This is a genomic window from Streptomyces sp. MUSC 14, from assembly GCF_001866675.1.
Classification (GTDB): domain Bacteria; phylum Actinomycetota; class Actinomycetes; order Streptomycetales; family Streptomycetaceae; genus Streptomyces.
This window is the reverse complement of the sequence record NZ_MLYN01000041.1, coordinates 1-17,465: the sequence shown is the minus strand read 5'-3', so window position 1 is coordinate 17,465 and position 17,465 is coordinate 1. Positions and strand designations below refer to the sequence as shown.

12 protein-coding genes and 1 pseudogene are annotated in these 17,465 nt (G+C 73.0%); 8 read left to right on the top strand and 5 right to left on the bottom strand.

Annotated elements, in window-relative coordinates:
* Positions 1-496 precede the first annotated feature (496 nt).
* From BIV25_RS53140 to BIV25_RS26035, 5 genes and pseudogenes are all read right to left on the bottom strand, one after another.
* Entirely contained in the window at positions 497-2,263 is a 1,767-nt protein-coding gene (locus BIV25_RS53140; RefSeq protein ID WP_071374855.1) for a DUF4157 domain-containing protein, read from the bottom strand.
* A gap of 228 nt (positions 2,264-2,491) precedes the next feature.
* Positions 2,492-3,097 (bottom strand): annotated as a pseudogene (locus BIV25_RS26050) (hypothetical protein); the annotation flags it as partial.
* Between the two features lie 276 nt (positions 3,098-3,373).
* Positions 3,374-4,003 carry a class I SAM-dependent methyltransferase gene (locus BIV25_RS26045; RefSeq protein WP_071374854.1) on the bottom strand — a complete coding sequence of 210 codons (630 nt, stop codon included), beginning with the start codon at positions 4,001-4,003 and terminating at the stop codon, positions 3,374-3,376.
* Positions 4,004-4,068: 65 nt separating this feature from the next.
* The gene (locus BIV25_RS26040) at positions 4,069-5,805 is read right to left on the bottom strand and encodes an immunity 49 family protein (RefSeq protein WP_071374853.1); all 1,737 of its coding nucleotides are present in this window, start codon (positions 5,803-5,805) and stop codon (positions 4,069-4,071) included.
* 199 nt (positions 5,806-6,004) lie between these two features.
* Complete coding sequence (locus BIV25_RS26035; protein WP_071374852.1) at positions 6,005-6,937, bottom strand: JmjC domain-containing protein; 933 nt, start codon at positions 6,935-6,937, stop codon at positions 6,005-6,007.
* A gap of 271 nt (positions 6,938-7,208) precedes the next feature.
* Here BIV25_RS26035 and BIV25_RS26030 point away from each other — a divergent pair, with 271 nt between their 5' ends.
* The 8 genes from BIV25_RS26030 (at position 7,209) to BIV25_RS25995 (ending at position 17,264) form a co-directional block, all read left to right on the top strand.
* Entirely contained in the window at positions 7,209-8,588 is a 1,380-nt protein-coding gene (locus BIV25_RS26030) for a His/Gly/Thr/Pro-type tRNA ligase C-terminal domain-containing protein (RefSeq protein WP_071374851.1), read from the top strand.
* A gap of 27 nt (positions 8,589-8,615) precedes the next feature.
* Positions 8,616-10,742: an AMP-binding protein gene (locus tag BIV25_RS26025; RefSeq protein WP_079176891.1), complete on the top strand. Its 2,127-nt coding sequence runs from the start codon at positions 8,616-8,618 to the stop codon at positions 10,740-10,742.
* A 96-nt stretch (positions 10,743-10,838) separates the two neighbouring features.
* On the top strand, positions 10,839-11,426 hold the full coding sequence (locus BIV25_RS26020; RefSeq protein WP_071374849.1) for a cupin domain-containing protein: 588 nt from the start codon (positions 10,839-10,841) through the stop codon (positions 11,424-11,426).
* The gene (locus tag BIV25_RS26015; RefSeq protein WP_256256071.1) at positions 11,423-12,781 is read left to right on the top strand and encodes an aldehyde dehydrogenase family protein; all 1,359 of its coding nucleotides are present in this window, start codon (positions 11,423-11,425) and stop codon (positions 12,779-12,781) included. The genes BIV25_RS26020 and BIV25_RS26015 overlap by 4 nt, the downstream gene beginning before the upstream one ends.
* A gap of 40 nt (positions 12,782-12,821) precedes the next feature.
* Positions 12,822-14,057, top strand: a complete 1,236-nt coding sequence (locus tag BIV25_RS26010) for an ATP-grasp domain-containing protein (protein ID WP_071374848.1) — start codon at positions 12,822-12,824, stop codon at positions 14,055-14,057.
* Between the two features lie 71 nt (positions 14,058-14,128).
* Positions 14,129-15,346 carry an MFS transporter gene (locus BIV25_RS26005; RefSeq protein ID WP_177235417.1) on the top strand — a complete coding sequence of 406 codons (1,218 nt, stop codon included), beginning with the start codon at positions 14,129-14,131 and terminating at the stop codon, positions 15,344-15,346.
* The gene (locus BIV25_RS26000; RefSeq protein ID WP_071374847.1) at positions 15,343-15,933 is read left to right on the top strand and encodes a PaaI family thioesterase; all 591 of its coding nucleotides are present in this window, start codon (positions 15,343-15,345) and stop codon (positions 15,931-15,933) included. The genes BIV25_RS26005 and BIV25_RS26000 overlap by 4 nt, the downstream gene beginning before the upstream one ends.
* Positions 15,930-17,264, top strand: coding sequence for an MFS transporter (locus tag BIV25_RS25995; RefSeq protein ID WP_071374846.1), 1,335 nt, complete (start codon positions 15,930-15,932; stop codon positions 17,262-17,264). Before BIV25_RS26000 ends, BIV25_RS25995 begins: the two co-directional genes overlap by 4 nt.
* Positions 17,265-17,465: the final 201 nt, after the last annotated feature.

Genomic DNA, 17,465 nt, shown 5'->3' with positions numbered 1-17,465 from the left:
CGGCGTCCGCGCGACGAAGCCTTACGGGTACGGCAAAGGGAGCCGATCCGCGTCCGGTGCTTGCCGGCGAGGACGCGAAAGGGCTCCCTCATCGCCCCGCTCACCACGACCGGAAAGGGGGCTCCCATGGAGTCTAGGCAACCGACCGCGACCCGGACCACTCGTCGCACCCGTCGGCAACCGCCGACAGGGAAGGGACTGCTGCGCAGGTGCGGGCGGATCGCCGCGCTGAACCTGGTACGCAGCGCGTCATCGGCGGCCGGTACGGCAGCCGTCGCCGCGGCGGTCTGGTGGGTCCGACACCACTGACGCTTGCGCCTCGGCCGGGAGGGAGCGGTGCGCCGGCCCCGGAGCCGACCAGGGTGGTGACGGCGCCGTGCGCCCGGGGACCGGGCGAGACCGGCCCCGGTCCCCGGGTGCACGGCGGATCAGGGGTGGCCGGCCCCGGACACATGAGGCGAGCGAACGGGCCGGCCGGCCCTGGGGGGGCTGTGGGTCACTTGACCAGCCCCGCGTTGCGCAGTGCGGTCAGGCCCTCCGGATAGGTCGTGCTGATGTGCTCCACGACATCGGCGTCCGAGACGGTGAGCTGTTTGTGTGCGGCGCACTCCTGGAGCCAGACCTCTCCGGGCTGGGCGCTCAGGCTCTTGAACCTGCTCTTGCCGTCGCTGCCCTGGAAGCCGTACTTCATGTGGTTCCTGGTGAGGTACTGGATGACCGCGGCGGTGTCCTTGGGAAGCGGTTCGAGTGCCGTGACGCCAGGCGTCTGAGCCCTGCTCCCGATCGCGGTGGCCACGTCGGATGCGCTGGAGTTGCCGCGGAGCACTCCGGCCTTGTAGAGCGCCAGACAGGCCCTCATGTACTCCTGGCGGCGTGCCACGTTCACGTTGCCCGTGACGCTGTCGGCCGCGTTGCGGGCGTGGTCGAGGAGGGAGGGGGAGGTCTGGAGGATGTCCCGGCGCATGAAGTCCATGGACACCTCGAACCGTCCGCGTTCCATCCAGTAGTTCGCGAAGATCATGGGGTCGTTCGTGATGACGGGCCTGCCCGCGTCCTGCCACTTGGCCGCGTTCGACTCGACCGTCTGTGCCGTCACCTGCGGATAGGCGATCTCGGCCACGTACGGCTTGGTCTTCCACCCGGAGCCGTCCTTTTCGAAGATGTGCCCCAGGCTCTTCGCGGACGTGATGTCGTACCAGGCGACGTCGCTCCCGTCGAGCTGGAGGACGACATCGGGGCGGGTGTTGCCGTGGGTGACCTGCATGGCCACGGAGAACGTGCGGCCGGACGCCGGACCGGTCCAGGACTTCCGCTCGGTGAGGAACACCTTGGTGGCGAGGGACTCGATGGCGTAGCCGGCCATGGCCGGGACCAGCGCGGCTATCTCCGCCTTCTTCGCCGGGGCGGCCCGGAGGTATTCCTGCCACTGCTCCGCCCACCGGCCCAGATATCCGTCCGTACGCGCGAGATTGGCGTCGGTCGGATCCTGGGTGGCCTGGAGCCAGGCGATCTGGACGGCAGCGTCGAGCTTCTCGCCGAAGCCCACCAGGTCCTTCGCGACCTTTTCGTCGGGGGCCTGGCCGGACGTCGGGTAGGGGTGGATGGAGCGCTGGACGGACTCCGGTCCGTAGCCGGCCCGTTCGGCGGGGCCCTGCGTCGCCCGGCCGGGGACCGGTCCGCTCAGCACCCTGGTGGCGTTGGCCTCCGCCTCCCGCTCGAAGCGGTCCGACGGGTCCGAGACACGCAGCCCCGACCCGTTGTCCGTGCCGGCCACGGGTCCCCGCCGCTGCTGGATGACGTGGGTGAGCTCATGGGCCAGGGTGTGCCGGTCCGCGCCGCCCTCGCCGATGACGACGTGGCTGCCGGAGGTGTAGGCGCGGGCGCCGACCTCGGCGGCGGAGGCGCGGGCCGCCTCACCGGTGTGGATCCGTACGTCGGAGAAGTCGGCGCCGAGGCGGGCTTCCATCTCGGTGCGGGTGGCGTCGTCGAGGGGGCTGCCGGGGGTGCGCAGGACGTCGTCGACGGTGGAGCGCTGTACGTGGTGCTCGGTCTGCCGGGGGTCGCCGTCGACGCCATGCCGGTGTCGTTCCCGGGCCCTTGGGTGTCCGGCCCGGCGGAGCATCTGGACGACTGCCGCGTTGCCGGCGGTGCTCTGCACCGCGAGGAGGCCCGGGGGCGACGTCGGGCTCGCGGCCCGGGGTTCGCGGGCCGGTGCCCTGCCCTTCCGCGCCTCGGCAGACATGGCCCGTTCTTCCGCGTGCATGCGACCTCTTCCTCGGCGAGCGGACGACTTCCCCCTGCATAGCCGAGGCGCGGGCGGCCTGCCCATGTACGCGAGGGCGGAGCAGGGGCAACGTGCGTGGCCCGTACGGGCGTGCGGCGATGGCGTGCCCGGCATCAGCCCGACCGCCGGCGGGAACGGCCACCGGCGGTCACGCTGGTTCGTCTCTCCGGCCTATCCCCGCCCGCCATCCACGTGATGGCGACCCCGTCAGACTCCGATCAGGGTGTACGTACCCGTACCGTCCTGCCTGCCGCCGGAGTACTGGCGTATGAACTCCCCGTCCGCGTACCGGTCGTGGCCCGTCATGGAGCCGGTGTACTTGTTCTGCACGCCGATCTTCGAGCTGCCGGGTACGTCGCGGTAGATGTAGAACCGCTGGAGGTCGTCCTCCGCGCAGGGGGCCGTCTGCACGACCGCCTGTTCGGTGGCCGCGTTCTCCGCGGCGATGGTCGCGCACCCACCGTTGCCCCAGTTCCACAGGGACGCCTCAAGGACCCCGTTGCTCTCCGTCACGTTGCACAGGCGCCAGTTGTCCAGGTGGGCGCTGAAGATCGTCGAGGGCCGCAGGCGGACACCATCGGCCGCCAGGAGCGGCGCCCCCCAGGACAGGGGCTTGTCAGGCACGGCGATCTTGTAGGCGCCGGGCTCGCAGTCGAGATCGGCCCGCGCGATACGCTCGGTGGCCTTGTGCTGTGTGGCGGACGTGCCGCTGGTGGGAGCCGGGCGCTGCGCGAGGCGGTCCCGCTCCTGCTTCGCCGTCGGCGCCACCGCACCCGCCGGGTGCTGGGCCTTCGCGGCGGCCGAGCCGCAGTCTTCGCCAAATCCCGCGAGGGCGGCACGATCGGTTCCATGTGTACGGAGATCATCCCCCGCGACACGGGCAATGTGTGGAGCGCGACGGTCGTACGCGACGAGCCGGTGACGAGTACACGGGCGCGGGGGGACAGCTGGGCCGTGACGTTCAGTCCGAGCGCATCCTCGGCGGCGAGGCCTACCAGGTAGCGCCGTCGCGGCAGCGTCAAGCAGTTGCTTGCTTCGCCACGCGCTCAGCCCGGTCACGGACCGGATCACCCGGACAAGGTCGAGGCTCTACGGGCGGCGGGCCAGCACATGGGTGTCGAGGAAGCCCCGTTCGGAAGCCGGGTCGTGGAGGAGCCGGGCGAACGTGACGAGTCCGGCCCCGGTCAGCAACTCGGCGAACTGCTCCGCCGGCCAGCTGTAGGCGGGCGCCACCTTGTGGTCGAAGCGGACCGGCTCCGGCCCCTCGGTCCCGAAGAACGAGACCAGGAGCAGGCCGCCCGGTGCCAGGACACGTACCTGCTCGGCGAGCAGCGCGGGCAGTTCCCCGGGCGGGGTGTGGATCATCGAGTAGTGGGCCAGCACTCCGCCGAGCGCGCCGTCCTCGACCGGCAGGGCCTCCATCCGCGCCTCGTCGAACCGCAGCGCCGGATGGGCCCGCCGGGCGTGGGCGACCATGCCCGGGGAGAGGTCGAGCCCGAAGGCGTCCAACCCCAAGTCGCTGAGCATGGCCGTCAGATGACCGGGGCCGCACCCGACGTCGGCGGCCCGCAGGTTCCCCGTGCCACGCACGAGCTCGGCGAAGGTGCCGATCATGTTCCGCGCGAACGGCCGCGTCTCCAGCCGATCGGAGAACATCGACGCATACAGCTCGACGACCCCGTCGTAGGCCGCCCTGGTCTCGTCCTGGTGCTTCGACACGGGAAGGAACCTAACACCAGCGCCGTGCAGGGCCGTTCTCCGGCCTCGTGCAGCCGAAGGGCCTCCTAGAAGGGTTCGGCGGCCCGCAGCAGACTCTGCGGAAGGTAGGGGGAGTCGACGCGGACGGCCCAGCCGCGGCGGCGGGCGTGGCAGGCCAGGGCGAGGATGTCGAGGTTGAGGGAAGCGTCCGGGTCGTCGGCGCGGTCGGCGACCTGGTAGTGGTCGCGGTGGGCTTCGAGCGCGTCGGCGAGGGCCAGGTTGAAGCTCTCCTCGTCGCCTTCCACGAGCTGTGACAGCAGCACGGCCGGCGGCATGGGGAAGCCCCAGTCCTTGGCCTTCTCGTCCTGCTGCAGCGCCCGTTGCGCGGCCGGTTCGGGGTCGGTGCCCTTGAGGTAGGCGTGGAGGGCTTCGCGGTAGGCGCTGAAGGCGGAGCCGTCCGGGCGGGCGAAGGCGGGGCCGGTGAGGACCAGTGGGGCGAGGTCCTCGCGTGCGCCGGTGATGAGGGCGAAGGCGGTGGCCGTCTGCCAGTTCCCGGCGCCGGCTTCCTCGGCACGCTCGGCCGGGTAGCGCAGCGTGCGGCCGCCGATGGTCACCTCGGCCTCGGTGCCCGGTTCCTCCTGGGCGATGCGGAAGAGGGCCGCGCCCGTCTGGGAGGCCAGCCGAAGGTGTGCGAGGTGCGCGTCCGTGACGCCGCCGGGGTTTGCCGCGCGCCAGGTGAAGAGGCGCTTCTGATCGCCCATGGCGTCGCCCAACTGCCGGACGGCGAGGCGTTCTCCGTCGACGGGTGTGAACGCCTCCCGGATGTGCTCCTCGTACATGGCCTCGGTCCGCGGGTCCACCGTCCGCTCGCGGACGGGCCGCTCGACCACGAGCGGGCCCGCGGCGAGGGCGGCGACCGCGTCCGGCCGCCGGTCCCGGCCGAACCCCGCGACCCGCGGGCCGCGGGTCTCGAAACCGGTGACCAGCGCGTGCGGAAGGTAGTCGGTGCGGACGGCGGGCGCCCAGCCCAGGGTCCGGTACGCGAGCGCGGCGAGGGCGATGGGGACGAGCGGGAGGAGGCTGCCCGGGGTGGCCGCGGGGGCGTGCAGGGTGGCGTGCCCGGCCAGGAGGTCGGCCAGCGCGGCATCGAAGGTCTTCCGGTCCCCGGCGGTCAGGGCGCGCAGCGTGTGCAGCGCGGCGCTGTCCGGGCTGTCGAGGAGGGGATCGCCGGTCTCCCGGGCGCGGGTACGGATGCGGTCCAGGGCGGCGTCGACGGCGGCGAGCCTGGCCCGCGTGCTGGGCGGGTACTCCTCGTCGTCGCCGGTGTCGTTCAGGACCACGGCCGTCAGTCCGGTGGCGAGTTCGCCGGCGGGCGTTCCCTGCGCCTGCTCGGCGAACTTCTGCCGGGCGAAGTGGAAGGCCTCGCCATGCCACACGGCCTTGTCCCTGAGGACCGCCAGGCAGAGCGCCTCGATCCACTCCCCGGGCAGGACGCTCTCCTCGGGAGCATCGTCACCCCGGTCGTAGCTCATGCCGAAGTTCACGTAGTCCAGGAAGACCTCGAAGCTGCAGTGCGGGTGGTACGCCGCGTAGGCGACGGCCCCGGCCGCGGCCTCGGCGGCGTCCTTGAGGGCGGCCTTGGCCTCCGGTGTGCCGAGGTCGGGTGTCTCGACGGAGAGGGCGCCCAGATAGTCGAGGAACTCCTCGGCGATCGACCGCCACTCGTACGTGGCCATCCGGCCGCCCCGCGACATGGACCGCACCTGGCCCACGATGCGGTTCGTGAAGTCCTCGCGTGCTGCCGACACGACGGGCCCGCCCACCTGGTGACGCTCTATCCGCACTGCCCCGCTCCTTGATCGAATCTCTGCGACAGCCTAGGCCCGGGGTCTGACAGGGCAGGAGCATGGTTGCGGCGGTGCAGTGGTGCGGCCGGTCCACGTGCCGGGGCGCCGACCGGTGAGCGGATCAGGGGGTGGCAGCCCTCCCCCGGCAGTGACCTGCGCTCGGTCGGCTCGTCCGTCAGCTCCGGCTCGGTCCGGGCTCGGCCGCCGTCTGCCGGCTCGATGCCGTCGTCGTCACGCCCGAGGTTTCCGAGGCGTGGAGCAGGGTGGTCAGTTCGTTCGGGGCGAGGTAGCCGGCGAGGGCGGTGCGGAGCCAGGCCAGGCGTTCGTGGTGGGCCGTGGCCGGGGAGGTCCCGGGGACGGTGCGCGCGGCCGTGGTGCCGAGGAAGCTGGTGATCGCGCGGGCCGCCACGGCCGGGGCGCTGGGTTGTTCGGCGGTGAGCAGCAGGTGCAGTGAGCCGCCCGCACGGACCGTGGCCGTGTAGGGCTGGCCCGCGGGCAGGTAGAGGGCGTCGCCGGCGGTGAGGGTGACGGTTGCCCAGGGGTCCTGCTCGGCCGCAGTGCCGGTCTCGGGAGCCTTGGTGTTCCAGTGGGTCTGTCCGTCGAGCTGGAGGACGAACAGGTGCTCCGGGGTGTGGTGGACGTGGGTGCCGTCCGTGCCGGTGCCGGGTGTGAAGGCCGCACGGCGGACGGCGTCGGGGGCGCCGAGCACGAGGGTCGCGCGGACGCGGGTGGCGAGGTCGTCGCTCAGATTGGTGAGCAGGTCCGCGATCCAGGTCTCGTACCGCTCGGGATGGTCCAGGAAGAAGGTGCTGTTCCTGGTGCCCCGGGTTCGGGGGGCCGCGGGTTCCGGGGCGGCGCCGGTGTGTGACGGGACGGCGCCGGTGTGTGACGGGACGGCGCCGGTGCCCGGGAGGGCGGGCAGGCCGGTGTCGATGCGGGACCTGATCCCGTCGCGGGTGAGCAGGCCGGGCCGGAACCGGGACGGCAGGAACGCGGTGGTGACACCCCAGGCCTCGCCGTGGAAGGTGTCCGTGTCCTCGACGAGCGCGGCCAGTCGGGTCGGCGGTCGCAGGGTCTCTTCGGCTGTATGGGAAGACGTGACGGCCATGGTTTCCCGCCTCCTGTGTCGAAAGCCCCGCCGGCGCTCGGTTCTCCTGGTCGGTTCTCCTGGGAAGTTACGGGAGTGGTGTGCGGCGGATCAACGGTGCTCCATGACGGCTCCAGCGGGATTCCAGTGAGGTGCGGGGAATGAGGACCGCTTGAGGACCGGTGCAGTCGCGGTTCGGTTTGCTGGCCGTCGTCATGCGATTCCTCCTAGCCTCTCGTTGGCCGTGCCGGTTTTCGTGGCCCGGTGTGTCGAATTCCAGGGGAGAGGATCAATGGGGCAGGCGGTTGACGTCCGGATTCTCGGGGATTCCGGCGAACTACTGTGGCAGGGGCCGGAGTCCGGGTACAAGGAGGTGCTGACTTCCCTCGATTCGGGAAACTCGGCGCTGCGCATGCTGGCCGACGGGGATCCGGAGCACCGCTGCGCGCGGGACGAGGTGATGCGGACCGCGGAGGCGCTGGAACTGATCAGCCGGCGCGGGGTGCCGCGGGGGTTCCTGACGACGCTGCCCCGGGGTGCCCTCTTCGAGGCGGGCGTGGACGCCTTCAACGCCCCGCATCTGGCAGCGCTGGACGTCCACCCGGTGCACTTCCCGCTCGTCTTCGACGGATCGGGTCCGGCGATGACCGAGCTGACCGCCGATTACGCGGCCCAGCAGCGGATGTTCGAGCTGACCGAGAAGGGCGGTGGGTTCCGGCTGAGCTACGCGGCGGACCCCAACCTGTTCTCCTGGCTGCAGGACACCACGCTGGACCGGGAGCGGCTGCCGTACGCGATGTACAGCCCGCAGCCGGTGTTCCGCCGGTTCCGGTCGGGCGAGACGAACATCCAGCGCAGGCGGCAGTTCACGGTGCCCGACGTGCATGTCCTGGCCGCGCCTGAATCCGCCGCCGAACAGTACCTGCACGCGCTGGCGCTGGCGGCCGAGTCCACCGCTTTCTGGTTCGGCCGGGATTACGTGCACGTTCTCGACTCGGTGGTCGGCACCACACAGGACACCGATGACTTCTACCGCCAGGCGGCGAAGAACGCGGCCGGGATCACGGTCGTACGGCGGCTGCCGGCGCATCCGAAATACTACGCGCAGAAGACCGGGATCCTGGTGTCCTCCGGCTATGACGCGGTGATGCTGCAGAACATCCAGCTGGACGAGATCAATGGGCCCCGGTTCGGGATCCGGCTGGCCGACGGGGAATTCCCCGCGATCATTCACGCCTGTGTCGCCATGGGCGGCTCACGGATGCTGCCGTTGGTCCTCGGACGGGGTCTGGCGGGACTGGGGCCGAAGGAGATTCCGGCCGAACTGGCCGCCGTGCAGGTCGCGTTCGTCCCGCTGGCCGAGAAGCACGTCGGCCGGGCGTACGAGCTGGCCGGCTCGCTGTGGACGCGGGAGGTGCGCACGGCCGTGGACCTGGAGTTCCGGCGGCCGGTGCGGGCCAGGATCGGCCGGCTGCGCCGCGACTGGCAGCCGCTGTTCTGTGTGATCGGTGACCGGGAGCTGACCGAGACGCCCGGACTGCAGACGTCGGGCGGACAGCGGATCGACGCGGCGTACGAGCCGTACCTGGCCGAGCAGTTGCCGCGGTGGCTGCGGTGTCTGCCGCGCACGCCCGCCGGGACGGCGGCCCCCTCACCGGTCCTCAGTGGCTGACGGACATTCAGAAGGGTTGATGTGCCGATGACTTCATGGCGGCCGGTGCTGGCGGGGCTGGAGGCGGGCGCCCGCGTGGTGCTGCGATGTCCCAGTGGACAGGGGCTGGCCGAGGCGTTGACGGCCTGCTTCGAGCGGGAGCTCGTCAGCGTCCCGCTCTCGCCGCGGTGCACCGACGCGGAGCTGGCCCGGACGGCCGAGCGGGTGGACGCGTCCCTCGTGCTCGACGGTCCCGCCCTGCGGCCGCGCGAGCTGGGCGGGGAGCCCGCACATCCCGAGGCGGAGGGGCTCGCGTACATCATGTTCACCTCGGGCTCCACCGGGCGCCCCAAAGGGGTCAGGCTCGGCCGGGACGCTCTCCTCGGCAACGCGCTCAAGACCGCCCGGCTGCACGGTTTCTCGCCCGCCCGGCCGCACGGCACGTGTCTGCCGCTGTACCACTGCAACGCCATCGTCATGTCGCTGACCGGAACCCTGGCCACCGGCGCGCCGCTCGTCGTCTCCCAGCCCTTCGAGCCGGACCGCTATGTCAAGGAACTCCGGGCCGCCGGCGCGCGTACCGCGTCGATCGCACCGGCCCTGCTGCACGAACTGGTGCGGGCCCGGCCGCCGTGGCCGGACGGGCTGGAGTACCTCATCACCGCCGCGGCGCCCCTCACCAGCGACCTCGCCCGCCGGTTCCACGACGCCTACGGGCCCCGGCTCCGCCAGGGCTACGGGCTGACGGAGGCGGTGAACTTCAGCTTCGTCATGCCGCTGCTGGACAGCGCGGACTTCCGCGAGCAGTACGTCGCGCACCAGCCGCCGGTGGGGCTGCCCCTGGAGGGCACCGAACTGCGCCTGGAGGACGGGGAGGTGTGGATCCGTACGCCGGACCGGATGCGCGGCTACTGGGAGGATCCGCAGGCCACCGCCCGGGTCCTGACGGACGACGGCTGGCTGCGCACCGGCGACATGGGCGAGGAACGGGACGGTTTCCTCGTCCTGAAGGGGCGGCGCGACGACCGGGTGAACCGCGGCGGCGAGAAGTACCACCCGCTGGAGATCGAGCAGCGCTGGCGCGGGCGCGGGCTGGACGGGCGGGTCGTGGCGGTCGCGGTGGACGAGCCCGCCTACGGCGAGGAGTTCGGGCTGATCGCGCCGGACGCCTCGCCCGCCGGGCTGCGGGCGGCGTACGAGGGCGGCTTCCCGCGTCCGGTGGTGGCCGGGACCGGGGGGTATCTGGCGACGGACACGGGCAAGCCGCGGCGTGCGGTGATGGGCCGCCGGCTGGCCGCGCTGCGGGACGGTGCCGGGCGCTACGAGGAGTTGCTGCGCTACGCCGCCGCGGCCGCGCGTGCCGTCGTCGACAGTCCCGTACGGCCCGCCACCGCCCAGGCCGCCCAGCTGCGGTGCCAGGCGCTGGCGCTGACGGCCGCGGTGGGCGGGACCGGGACCACCGAGAACGGGGCCGCACCGGTGCGCAGCGCCGCGCACGACGCGCTGGACGCGCTGGTCGAGGGCTGGCCGGAGTTCGCCCGGGGGGCCTGCTCGGGCGAGGAGTTGATGCGGCGGCACCCGGGGCTGTGGAAACGGCTGATGACCGAGTGGCCGATGGACCGCTACCCGGAGCTGATCACACGCGTCCTGACCGCCGGCGGCCTGTTGACCGGGCGCGTCCTGGAGGTCGGGGCCGGCGTGGGCAACACCACCTCCCGTGTCGCCCCGCTGGTCGACGGCGACTTCGTCTGGTCGGACCGGCTGCCCGAGCTGGTGGCCCGGGGTACCTGGCAGGGGCGGGGCATCGTCCTTGATCTCGACGCCGAACCCCCGGCGGGGCTCGGCGGGTTCGACACGGTTCTGGCCACCAACGTCGTGCACTGCGTGGCGGACAAGGCGGCGACCCTGCGTCGGTTGCGGACGCTGCTCACGGACGGCGGCCGGCTCCTGCTGGCGGAAGGGGCGAGCCCCACCACCCCCGACGGCACTCCGTGGGCGCTGGACTTCCTGTTCTGCCTCTTCGACGGCTGGTGGGACCGGGGCGGCTTCCGTACCCGGTGGGAGTGGCTCGACCTGCTGCGCGATGCCGGATTCGGTGAGGTCGGCTTCTCCGCCCTGCGCGCCGGACCGTACGACCTGGGCGGTGTCGTCTGGGGCGGGACACCACCCGCTTGACGGCACGGCGCCCGCCGTCCCACCCGCTGCCGCTCCTCCCGCCGGACCGTCTCTTCCCGATCCGAAGCCCGACACTCGATGCATCAAGGAGTCCGCATGCTCACCACCCACGCCCCCCGCTCCGCGACCGTGCCGGCCGACGCGCCGCAGCGGCTGACGATCGTCGACTGGGCCATGAGCCTGGTCGAGGAAGGCTCCACCCAGTTGCACATCGACCACGGCCCGCGCCCGGTCGATGTGCACGGCTCCCCGGCGACCGGTCAGGCGCTGGTGTCCAACGGCTCGGTGGGCGCCGATGTGATCCGGCTGCCCGCGGGCACCGGGTTCGTGCCGCACACCCACCCCGGCCACCACATCCTGATCGTCGTCGGCGGCGAGGGCACCATCACCTACGACGGCCGCGTGTACCCGACCCGGGCGGGCCAGGTCTACCTGGTCGAGGGCGAGGTCCCGCACGCGGTCGGCGCCATCACCGACCACGTGATCGTGGCCGTGGGCTCGCCGCACAAGGAGATCGACGCCGAGGACCGCATGGCGCCGGTGCCGTACGAGGAGGTCATCGCGCCGGACGGCGACCTGACCTGTCTGATCTGCGACGTGTCCGCCGTCGTGCCGGAGCGGCTGCACGCCCTGGACTGTCCGCACTGCCCGTGCCGCGACTGCGCCACCCGGACCTCCCGGTGAGCGCCGTCGCCGCGCTGCCCCTTCTCGACCCGCGCACCGGCCGGGTCCGCGGGGAGCTGGTCCCGGGCCGGACCGGGGAGGTGACCGGTGCGGTGGCCGCCGCCCGGAGCGCCTTCGCGGCCTGGGGGCGGCTGGTCCCCAGGGAGCGCGCGCACCGGCTGGAGCGGCTGGCGGCACTGATCGAGGAGCATGCCGGGGCGTATGTCGAGCGGGAGCGGGCCGGTACCGGAAAACCGGCCCGGGAGGCGGCCGGTGAGGTCGCCGAGGCGGCCGGCCTGTTCCGGTTCTACGCGTGGGCCGCGAGGACGGGCACCTCGCCTGCGGCCGGATCACTGATCGACGGCCACGAGAGCTGGGTGCGCTGGGAGCCGGTCGGTGTGGTGGCCGCGATCGTGCCGTGGAACTACCCGCTGATGATGGCCGCCTGGCGGTGCGCGCCGGCGCTCGCCGCCGGCAACTGCGTGGTCGCCAAGCCGGCCGAGAGCACACCGGACACGCTGGCCCTGCTCGCCGAGCACGCCGAGGAGGCCCTCGGGGCGGGGGTGCTGCGCGCGGTACCGGGTGACCGGGAGACCGGACGGCTGCTGGTCGGCGCCGACGTCGACCTGATCGCCTTCACCGGCAGCGCGGCGGCCGGCGCGGACGTCGCCGCGCGGGCCGGGATCCGGCCGGTCAGCCTCGAACTCGGCGGGAACAGCCCGGTGATCGTGCTGCCCGACGCACCCGGGCAGACCTGGGCGGCCCTCGCGGATGCCTGTGTCTACAACGCGGGGCAGAGCTGTGCCGTCCCGGCCCGTGTGATCGCGGTGGGCGACGGTTACGAGCGGGCGGTGGAGTCACTGACCGAGGCGATGTCCGCGCGGCTCGCCGGACGGGACTTCGGCCCGCTCAACAACCCTGCGCAGGCGGCCCGTTACGACCGTATCGCGGCCGCCTCGGGTGCCAAGCACGACGTGGCCGCCGCCGTGGCCCCGGTCTCCGGCGAGGAGGGCGGCTTCTGGCGCGGTGCGCGGGTGCTGGCCGATCTGCCCGAGGACAGTCCGGCACTGCTGGAGGAGGTCTTCGGACCGCTGCTGACGGTGCAGCCGGCCCGGGACGTGGAGCACGCGCTCGACATCGCCCACGGTGTGCCGCAGGCGCTCGCGGCCAGCGTGTGGACCCGTGACCTGTCCCGCGGGCTCGACCTCGCGGGCCGGCTCGACGCCGGCGAGGCCTGGGTCAACTGCCACCTGGTGCAGACGGCCGAACTCCCGCACGGCGGACGGCGGGGCTCCGGCCAGGGCACCGACCTGAGCGTCCTCGCCCTGCACGAGTACCAGCGGCCCAAGACGGTCACCGTCCGGCTGCTGCCGTAGCGCCCGCGCCCGCCCCTCCCCCACGAAGAAGGACACCAGCATGAGAATCGCCATCGTGGACGGCTACTCGACCTCCCGTTTCCTGGTCGAGGACCTCAACCGGGCGGGAGCCTCCTGCGTCCATGTGCGCAGCCAGGAGCATCCGCCCGCCGTGTACGTCCGGGCGTTCGACGCCCGCGCCTACGACCGCGACCTGGGCTGGTTCCCCCGGCCGGAGGCGGCGGCCGCGGCGCTGGCGGAGCTGGGCGTGCACCGGGTCGTGGCCGGGACCGAGTCGGGGGTGCTGCTGGCCGACCGGCTGAACGAGTTGCTCCGACTCCCGGGAAACCGGCCGGAGTCGGCGGACGCGCGGCGCGACAAGCCGGCGATGGCGCGGGCGCTGCGCGCGGCCGGCCTGGCCGCCGCCGAGGACGTCTCGGTGTCCGACCCGGACGAGGGCGTGGCCTGGTTCGCGGGCCGGCCGGGCGGCCGGGTGGTGGTCAAGCCGCCGTCCAGCGCGGGCAGCGACAACGTGTGGGTGTGCGGCACCGCGGCCGAGGTGGCCGCGGCCTGCCGTACGGTGCTGGACGCGCCGAACTTCTTCGGCGAGCCGAACGGTGTGGCGCTGGTGCAGGACTACCTCGACGGCGAGGAGTATCTGGTCAACTCCGTCTCCCGGGACGGAGATCACAGAGTCGTCGAGGTGTGGCGTTCGGTACGGCTGCCGGGCCCGGACGGGGCGTGCCTGTACGACTTCCAGGAGCCGCTGTCGTACGACGCCCCGGGCGTCGCCGCGGTGGTGTCCTATGTGCGGCAGGTGCTGGACGCGCTGGGCGTCCGCAACGGTGCCGGGCACAGCGAGCTGCGGGTGACCGCCGCCGGTCCGGTGCTGCTGGAGACCGGGGCGCGGCTGTGCGGCGGGGTGCTGCCGGATGTGTCGCTGAAGTACGCGGGCATGTCGCAGGTGCGGCTGCTGACGCTGTCGCTGCTCGATCCGGCCGGTTTCGCCGCGTTCGAGGAGTCGGCCGTGCGCTGGTCCAAGGCGGTGCGCTGGGTCTCGCTGATCAGCGATCGCGCGGGCGGGGCGGCCTCGGACACCTGGCGGGAGAAGCTGCGCCGGCTGGAGACGTTCGACGGGCTGGTCAGCCGGGTGTCCGCGGGTGGGACGGTGGCGCGGACGGTGGACCTCGCCACCTCTCCCGGTTTCGTCTATCTGGCAGCGGACTCCGCACGGGCGGTGCGGGAGGACTACGAGCGGCTGCGCTCGCTGGAGCCGAACGGGTTCTACCTCTCATGAGCCTGCGTGGTCTGCCTTTCACGGGCCCGCGCCCCGGGAGCGGACCGGGCCGCGGCGGGCGCCCCGGGCGTGTGTTCACCGTGGTCTCGCTGCTGGACTCGCTGGGGACCGGGCTGTATCTGGCGGGCGGCACGGTGTACTTCGTCCAGGGCGTGGGGCTGTCCCCGGCGCAGCTGGGGATGGGGCTGGCCCTCGCCGGGGGCGCCGGGTTCCTCGCCACGGTGCCCGTCGGTCTGCTGGCCGACCGGTGCGGGGCGCGGCCGGTGCTGATCGGGCTTCAGCTGTGGCTGGCGGCCGCGTTCACGGCGCTGGCGTTCGTCCACGGGCCGCTCGCCTTCGCCGCGGTGTGCTCCTTGATGACGATGGCCGAGCGGTCCGCGCCGCCCATGATCCAGGCGGTGGTGGCTGATCTGATGGGCGGTGCCGAGCAGGTCGGTGCCATGGCCCGGATCCGCACCGTACGCAATGTCGGCTATGCGCTCGGCGCACTGCTGGCCACGCCGTTGATGGCCGTGCACGAGCTGTGGACGTTCCGGGTGCTGCTGCTGGGCAACGCCGTGTCCTACGTCGTCGCCGCGTTGCTGCTGCGGACGGTGGCGGTGCCCCGCCGGGCGGGCGGCCCCGCCGTGCCCGGCCCGCGCCGCAGCCGGCTGCCGCGGGGGCTGGGCGACCGGCGGTTCCTCGCGGTGACCGGGCTCAACGGGGTGCTGGTGCTGCACCAGACGATGCTGAACGTGGGTCTGCCGCTGTGGGTGGTGCGGCACACCTCGGCGCCGGTGGCCTCGGTTCCCCTGCTGTTCGCGCTGAACACCGCGCTGGTGATCGGGCTGCAGGTCCGCTTCAGCCGCGATCCGCGGCAGGAGGGCCGCAACCGCCGCTCCCTGCGGTGGGCGGCCTGGCTGCTGGCCGCGACCGGGGTACTGATGGCCCTGAGCGCGGGTCCGGGCCGGGCCGGGGCGCTGGTACTGCTGGTGCTGGCGGTCGGCACGCTGACGGCGGGCGAGCTGTGGCAGTCGATCGCGGGCTGGGCGCTGCCGGTGGACCACGCGCCCGAGGGACGGCGCGCGGAGTACCTGTCGGTCTTCAACCTCGGTGTCACCGTGCAGGCGGTGCTGGGGCCGCTCGCCGTCACCGCGGTGGTGGCGCTGGGCCCGCGCGGCTGGCTGCTGCTGACCGCCGTGTTCAGCGCCGCCGCACTGCTGTCGGCCCCGGTGCTGCGGGCCCTGGAGCGCGCCCGGCCGCTCCCCGCCGTCGCGCCGCCTCTGCAACGGCAAGGAGAGAGCGCATGACGCGGCAGGCGGTACACGGTGAGTACGCGGTGGGCGCGGCGTCCGAGCGGGCCGTGCCGCCCGGCGGGGCCCGGCCGCCGTCCTCGCCGCTGCTCCTCGGTGAACCGCGGGTACGGGTGCCGCATCTGCCGGACCATCCCTCCTGCTTCGGGTGCGGGCCCGCTCCCGGTCTCGGCCTGCACCCCGTCGAGGAGGACGAGCGGGGCATCGTCGCCGAGCTGACTCTCGGCCAGCTGCATCAGGGGGCTCCCGGTATCGCGCACGGCGGCATCGTGGCCGCGGTACTCGACGAGGCCACCAGCCTGGCGGTGTGGCGCGCGCTCAACCGGCCCAATGTCACCGGGCGACTGGAGGTCCAGTTCCTCGCGCCGGTGCCGCTCGGCGAGTTGCTGCGGGTGCGGGCGCACTGTACGGCCGTAGCGGGCCGGAAGGCCTACGCCACCGCAGACCTGTACGTCGGCGGTGCGGACGGGCCCGTCGCGGCGAGCGCGGCGGCCGTCTACATCGCCGTACCCGCACAGCACTTCGACCGGAAGGCGACCGCCGCCGGGCCCCGCGATCCACGGACCCCTCAGGACGGACCATGACCCAGGACATCCTCGCCGGACCCACGTCGGCCTCCGACGTGCCGGCCGCCCCGCCGGCCGCGCACCGGTCGGCCGCCACCGGGCGCATCGCGGTGGCGAGCATGATCGGCTCCGCCGTCGAGTGGTACGACTTCTACCTCTACGGCACCGCCACCGCGCTGGTCTTCAACAAGCTGTTCTTCTCCTCCCTCGATCCGGTCGCCGGGATCCTGGCGGCCTTCGCCACCTACGCCGTCGGGTTCGCCGCGCGGCCGCTCGGTGCCGCGGCGGCCGGGCACTTCGGGGACCGGTGGGGGCGCAAGCCCGTCCTGGTGGTGTCCCTGTTCACGATGGGCCTGGCCAGTGCCCTGGTCGGCGCTCTGCCCACGTACCGGCAGGCCGGACTGCTCGCGCCGGTGCTGATGGTGGTGCTGCGCGTCGTCCAGGGGCTCGCGGTCGGTGCGGAGCAGGGCGGAGCCGCCGTGCTCACCGTGGAGAGCGCCCGGTCGGCGCGGCGCGGGCTGTGGGGCGGCTTCGCGATGTCGGGCTCCTCGCTGGGGCTGCTGCTGTCCTCCGGCGCGTTCGCGCTGACCCAAGGGCTGCTGGACGACCGCCAGTTCGCCCTCTGGGGCTGGCGGGTGCTGTTCCTGTCCAGTCTCGTGCTGGTCGTCATCGGGATGGTGCTGCGGACCACGATCGACGACTCGGCACGGTTCACGGCCGCGTCCCCGGTCGAGCGGCCGGTGTACGACACGCTGCGCCACCATCGGGGCCCGCTGGCCCTGGCCGTCGGCATGCGGGTGTCCCAGACGGCCGTCTCGTACTTCTACACCGTCTTCGTGCTCTTCTACCTCACCGACCACGGCCACCACGGCAAGGGCCTCGGTGTCGCCGTCATCACGGTCAGCGCGGCGCTCAGCATGCTCAGCACCCCGGGGTGGGGAGCGCTGTCGGACCGGTTCGGGCGCAGACCCGTGTTCCTGTTCGGCGCGGTGGGCAGTGCGCTGTACGTCGTACCGTTCTTCCTCCTCGTGGACACGGGGTCACCCGTGCTGACCGGGATCGCCGTGCTGATCGGCGTGAACGTCTTCCATGACGCCATGTTCGGCCCTCAGGCGGCCTGGTTCAGCGAACTGTTCCGCACCGGTGTCCGGATGAGCGGCGCCTCCCTCGGCTATCAGACCGGAGCGGTGCTGGGGGGCGGGCTGCTCCCGCTGCTGGCCACCTCGCTGTACCTGGTCGCGTCCAGGCAGCCGTGGCTGGTGTGCGCGTATCTGCTGGTGCTGTCGGCGCTCACCGTGGCCGCGGCGCTGCGCGCCCCGGAGACGCGGGAGCACGAGCTGACGGCGTGACCCGGGCACCGTCCGGCCGTCCGGTCACACGCCCGCCAGGAGGCCGGGCGTGGGTCATGGGCGGGTACCGGCGGCGGAAGGGGTCGCGGAGCGTGCCGGGTACGTCGACGGCTCCACCGTGCGCGAGCGTGGGGTGGGGGTCGGGGACGGGCGTCCGGTCGGGGTCGTCGGGGGGGCGTCGGAGGGTGCGGCGGCGGTGGC

Bases quoted from the DNA above. Each gene is read 5' to 3' on its own strand.
- BIV25_RS26020 (WP_071374849.1), top strand. From the start codon at position 10,839: ATGCTCACCACCCACGCCCCCCGCTCCGCGACCGTGCCGGCCGACGCG.
- BIV25_RS26025 (WP_079176891.1), top strand. From the start codon at position 8,616: ATGACTTCATGGCGGCCGGTGCTGGCGGGGCTGGAGGCGGGCGCCCGC.
- BIV25_RS26000 (WP_071374847.1), top strand. From the start codon at position 15,343: ATGACGCGGCAGGCGGTACACGGTGAGTACGCGGTGGGCGCGGCGTCC.
- BIV25_RS26035 (WP_071374852.1), bottom strand. From the start codon at position 6,937: ATGGCCGTCACGTCTTCCCATACAGCCGAAGAGACCCTGCGACCGCCG.
- BIV25_RS25995 (WP_071374846.1), top strand. From the start codon at position 15,930: ATGACCCAGGACATCCTCGCCGGACCCACGTCGGCCTCCGACGTGCCG.
- BIV25_RS26010 (WP_071374848.1), top strand. From the start codon at position 12,822: ATGAGAATCGCCATCGTGGACGGCTACTCGACCTCCCGTTTCCTGGTC.
- BIV25_RS53140 (WP_071374855.1), bottom strand. From the start codon at position 2,263: ATGCACGCGGAAGAACGGGCCATGTCTGCCGAGGCGCGGAAGGGCAGG.
- BIV25_RS26030 (WP_071374851.1), top strand. From the start codon at position 7,209: ATGGGGCAGGCGGTTGACGTCCGGATTCTCGGGGATTCCGGCGAACTA.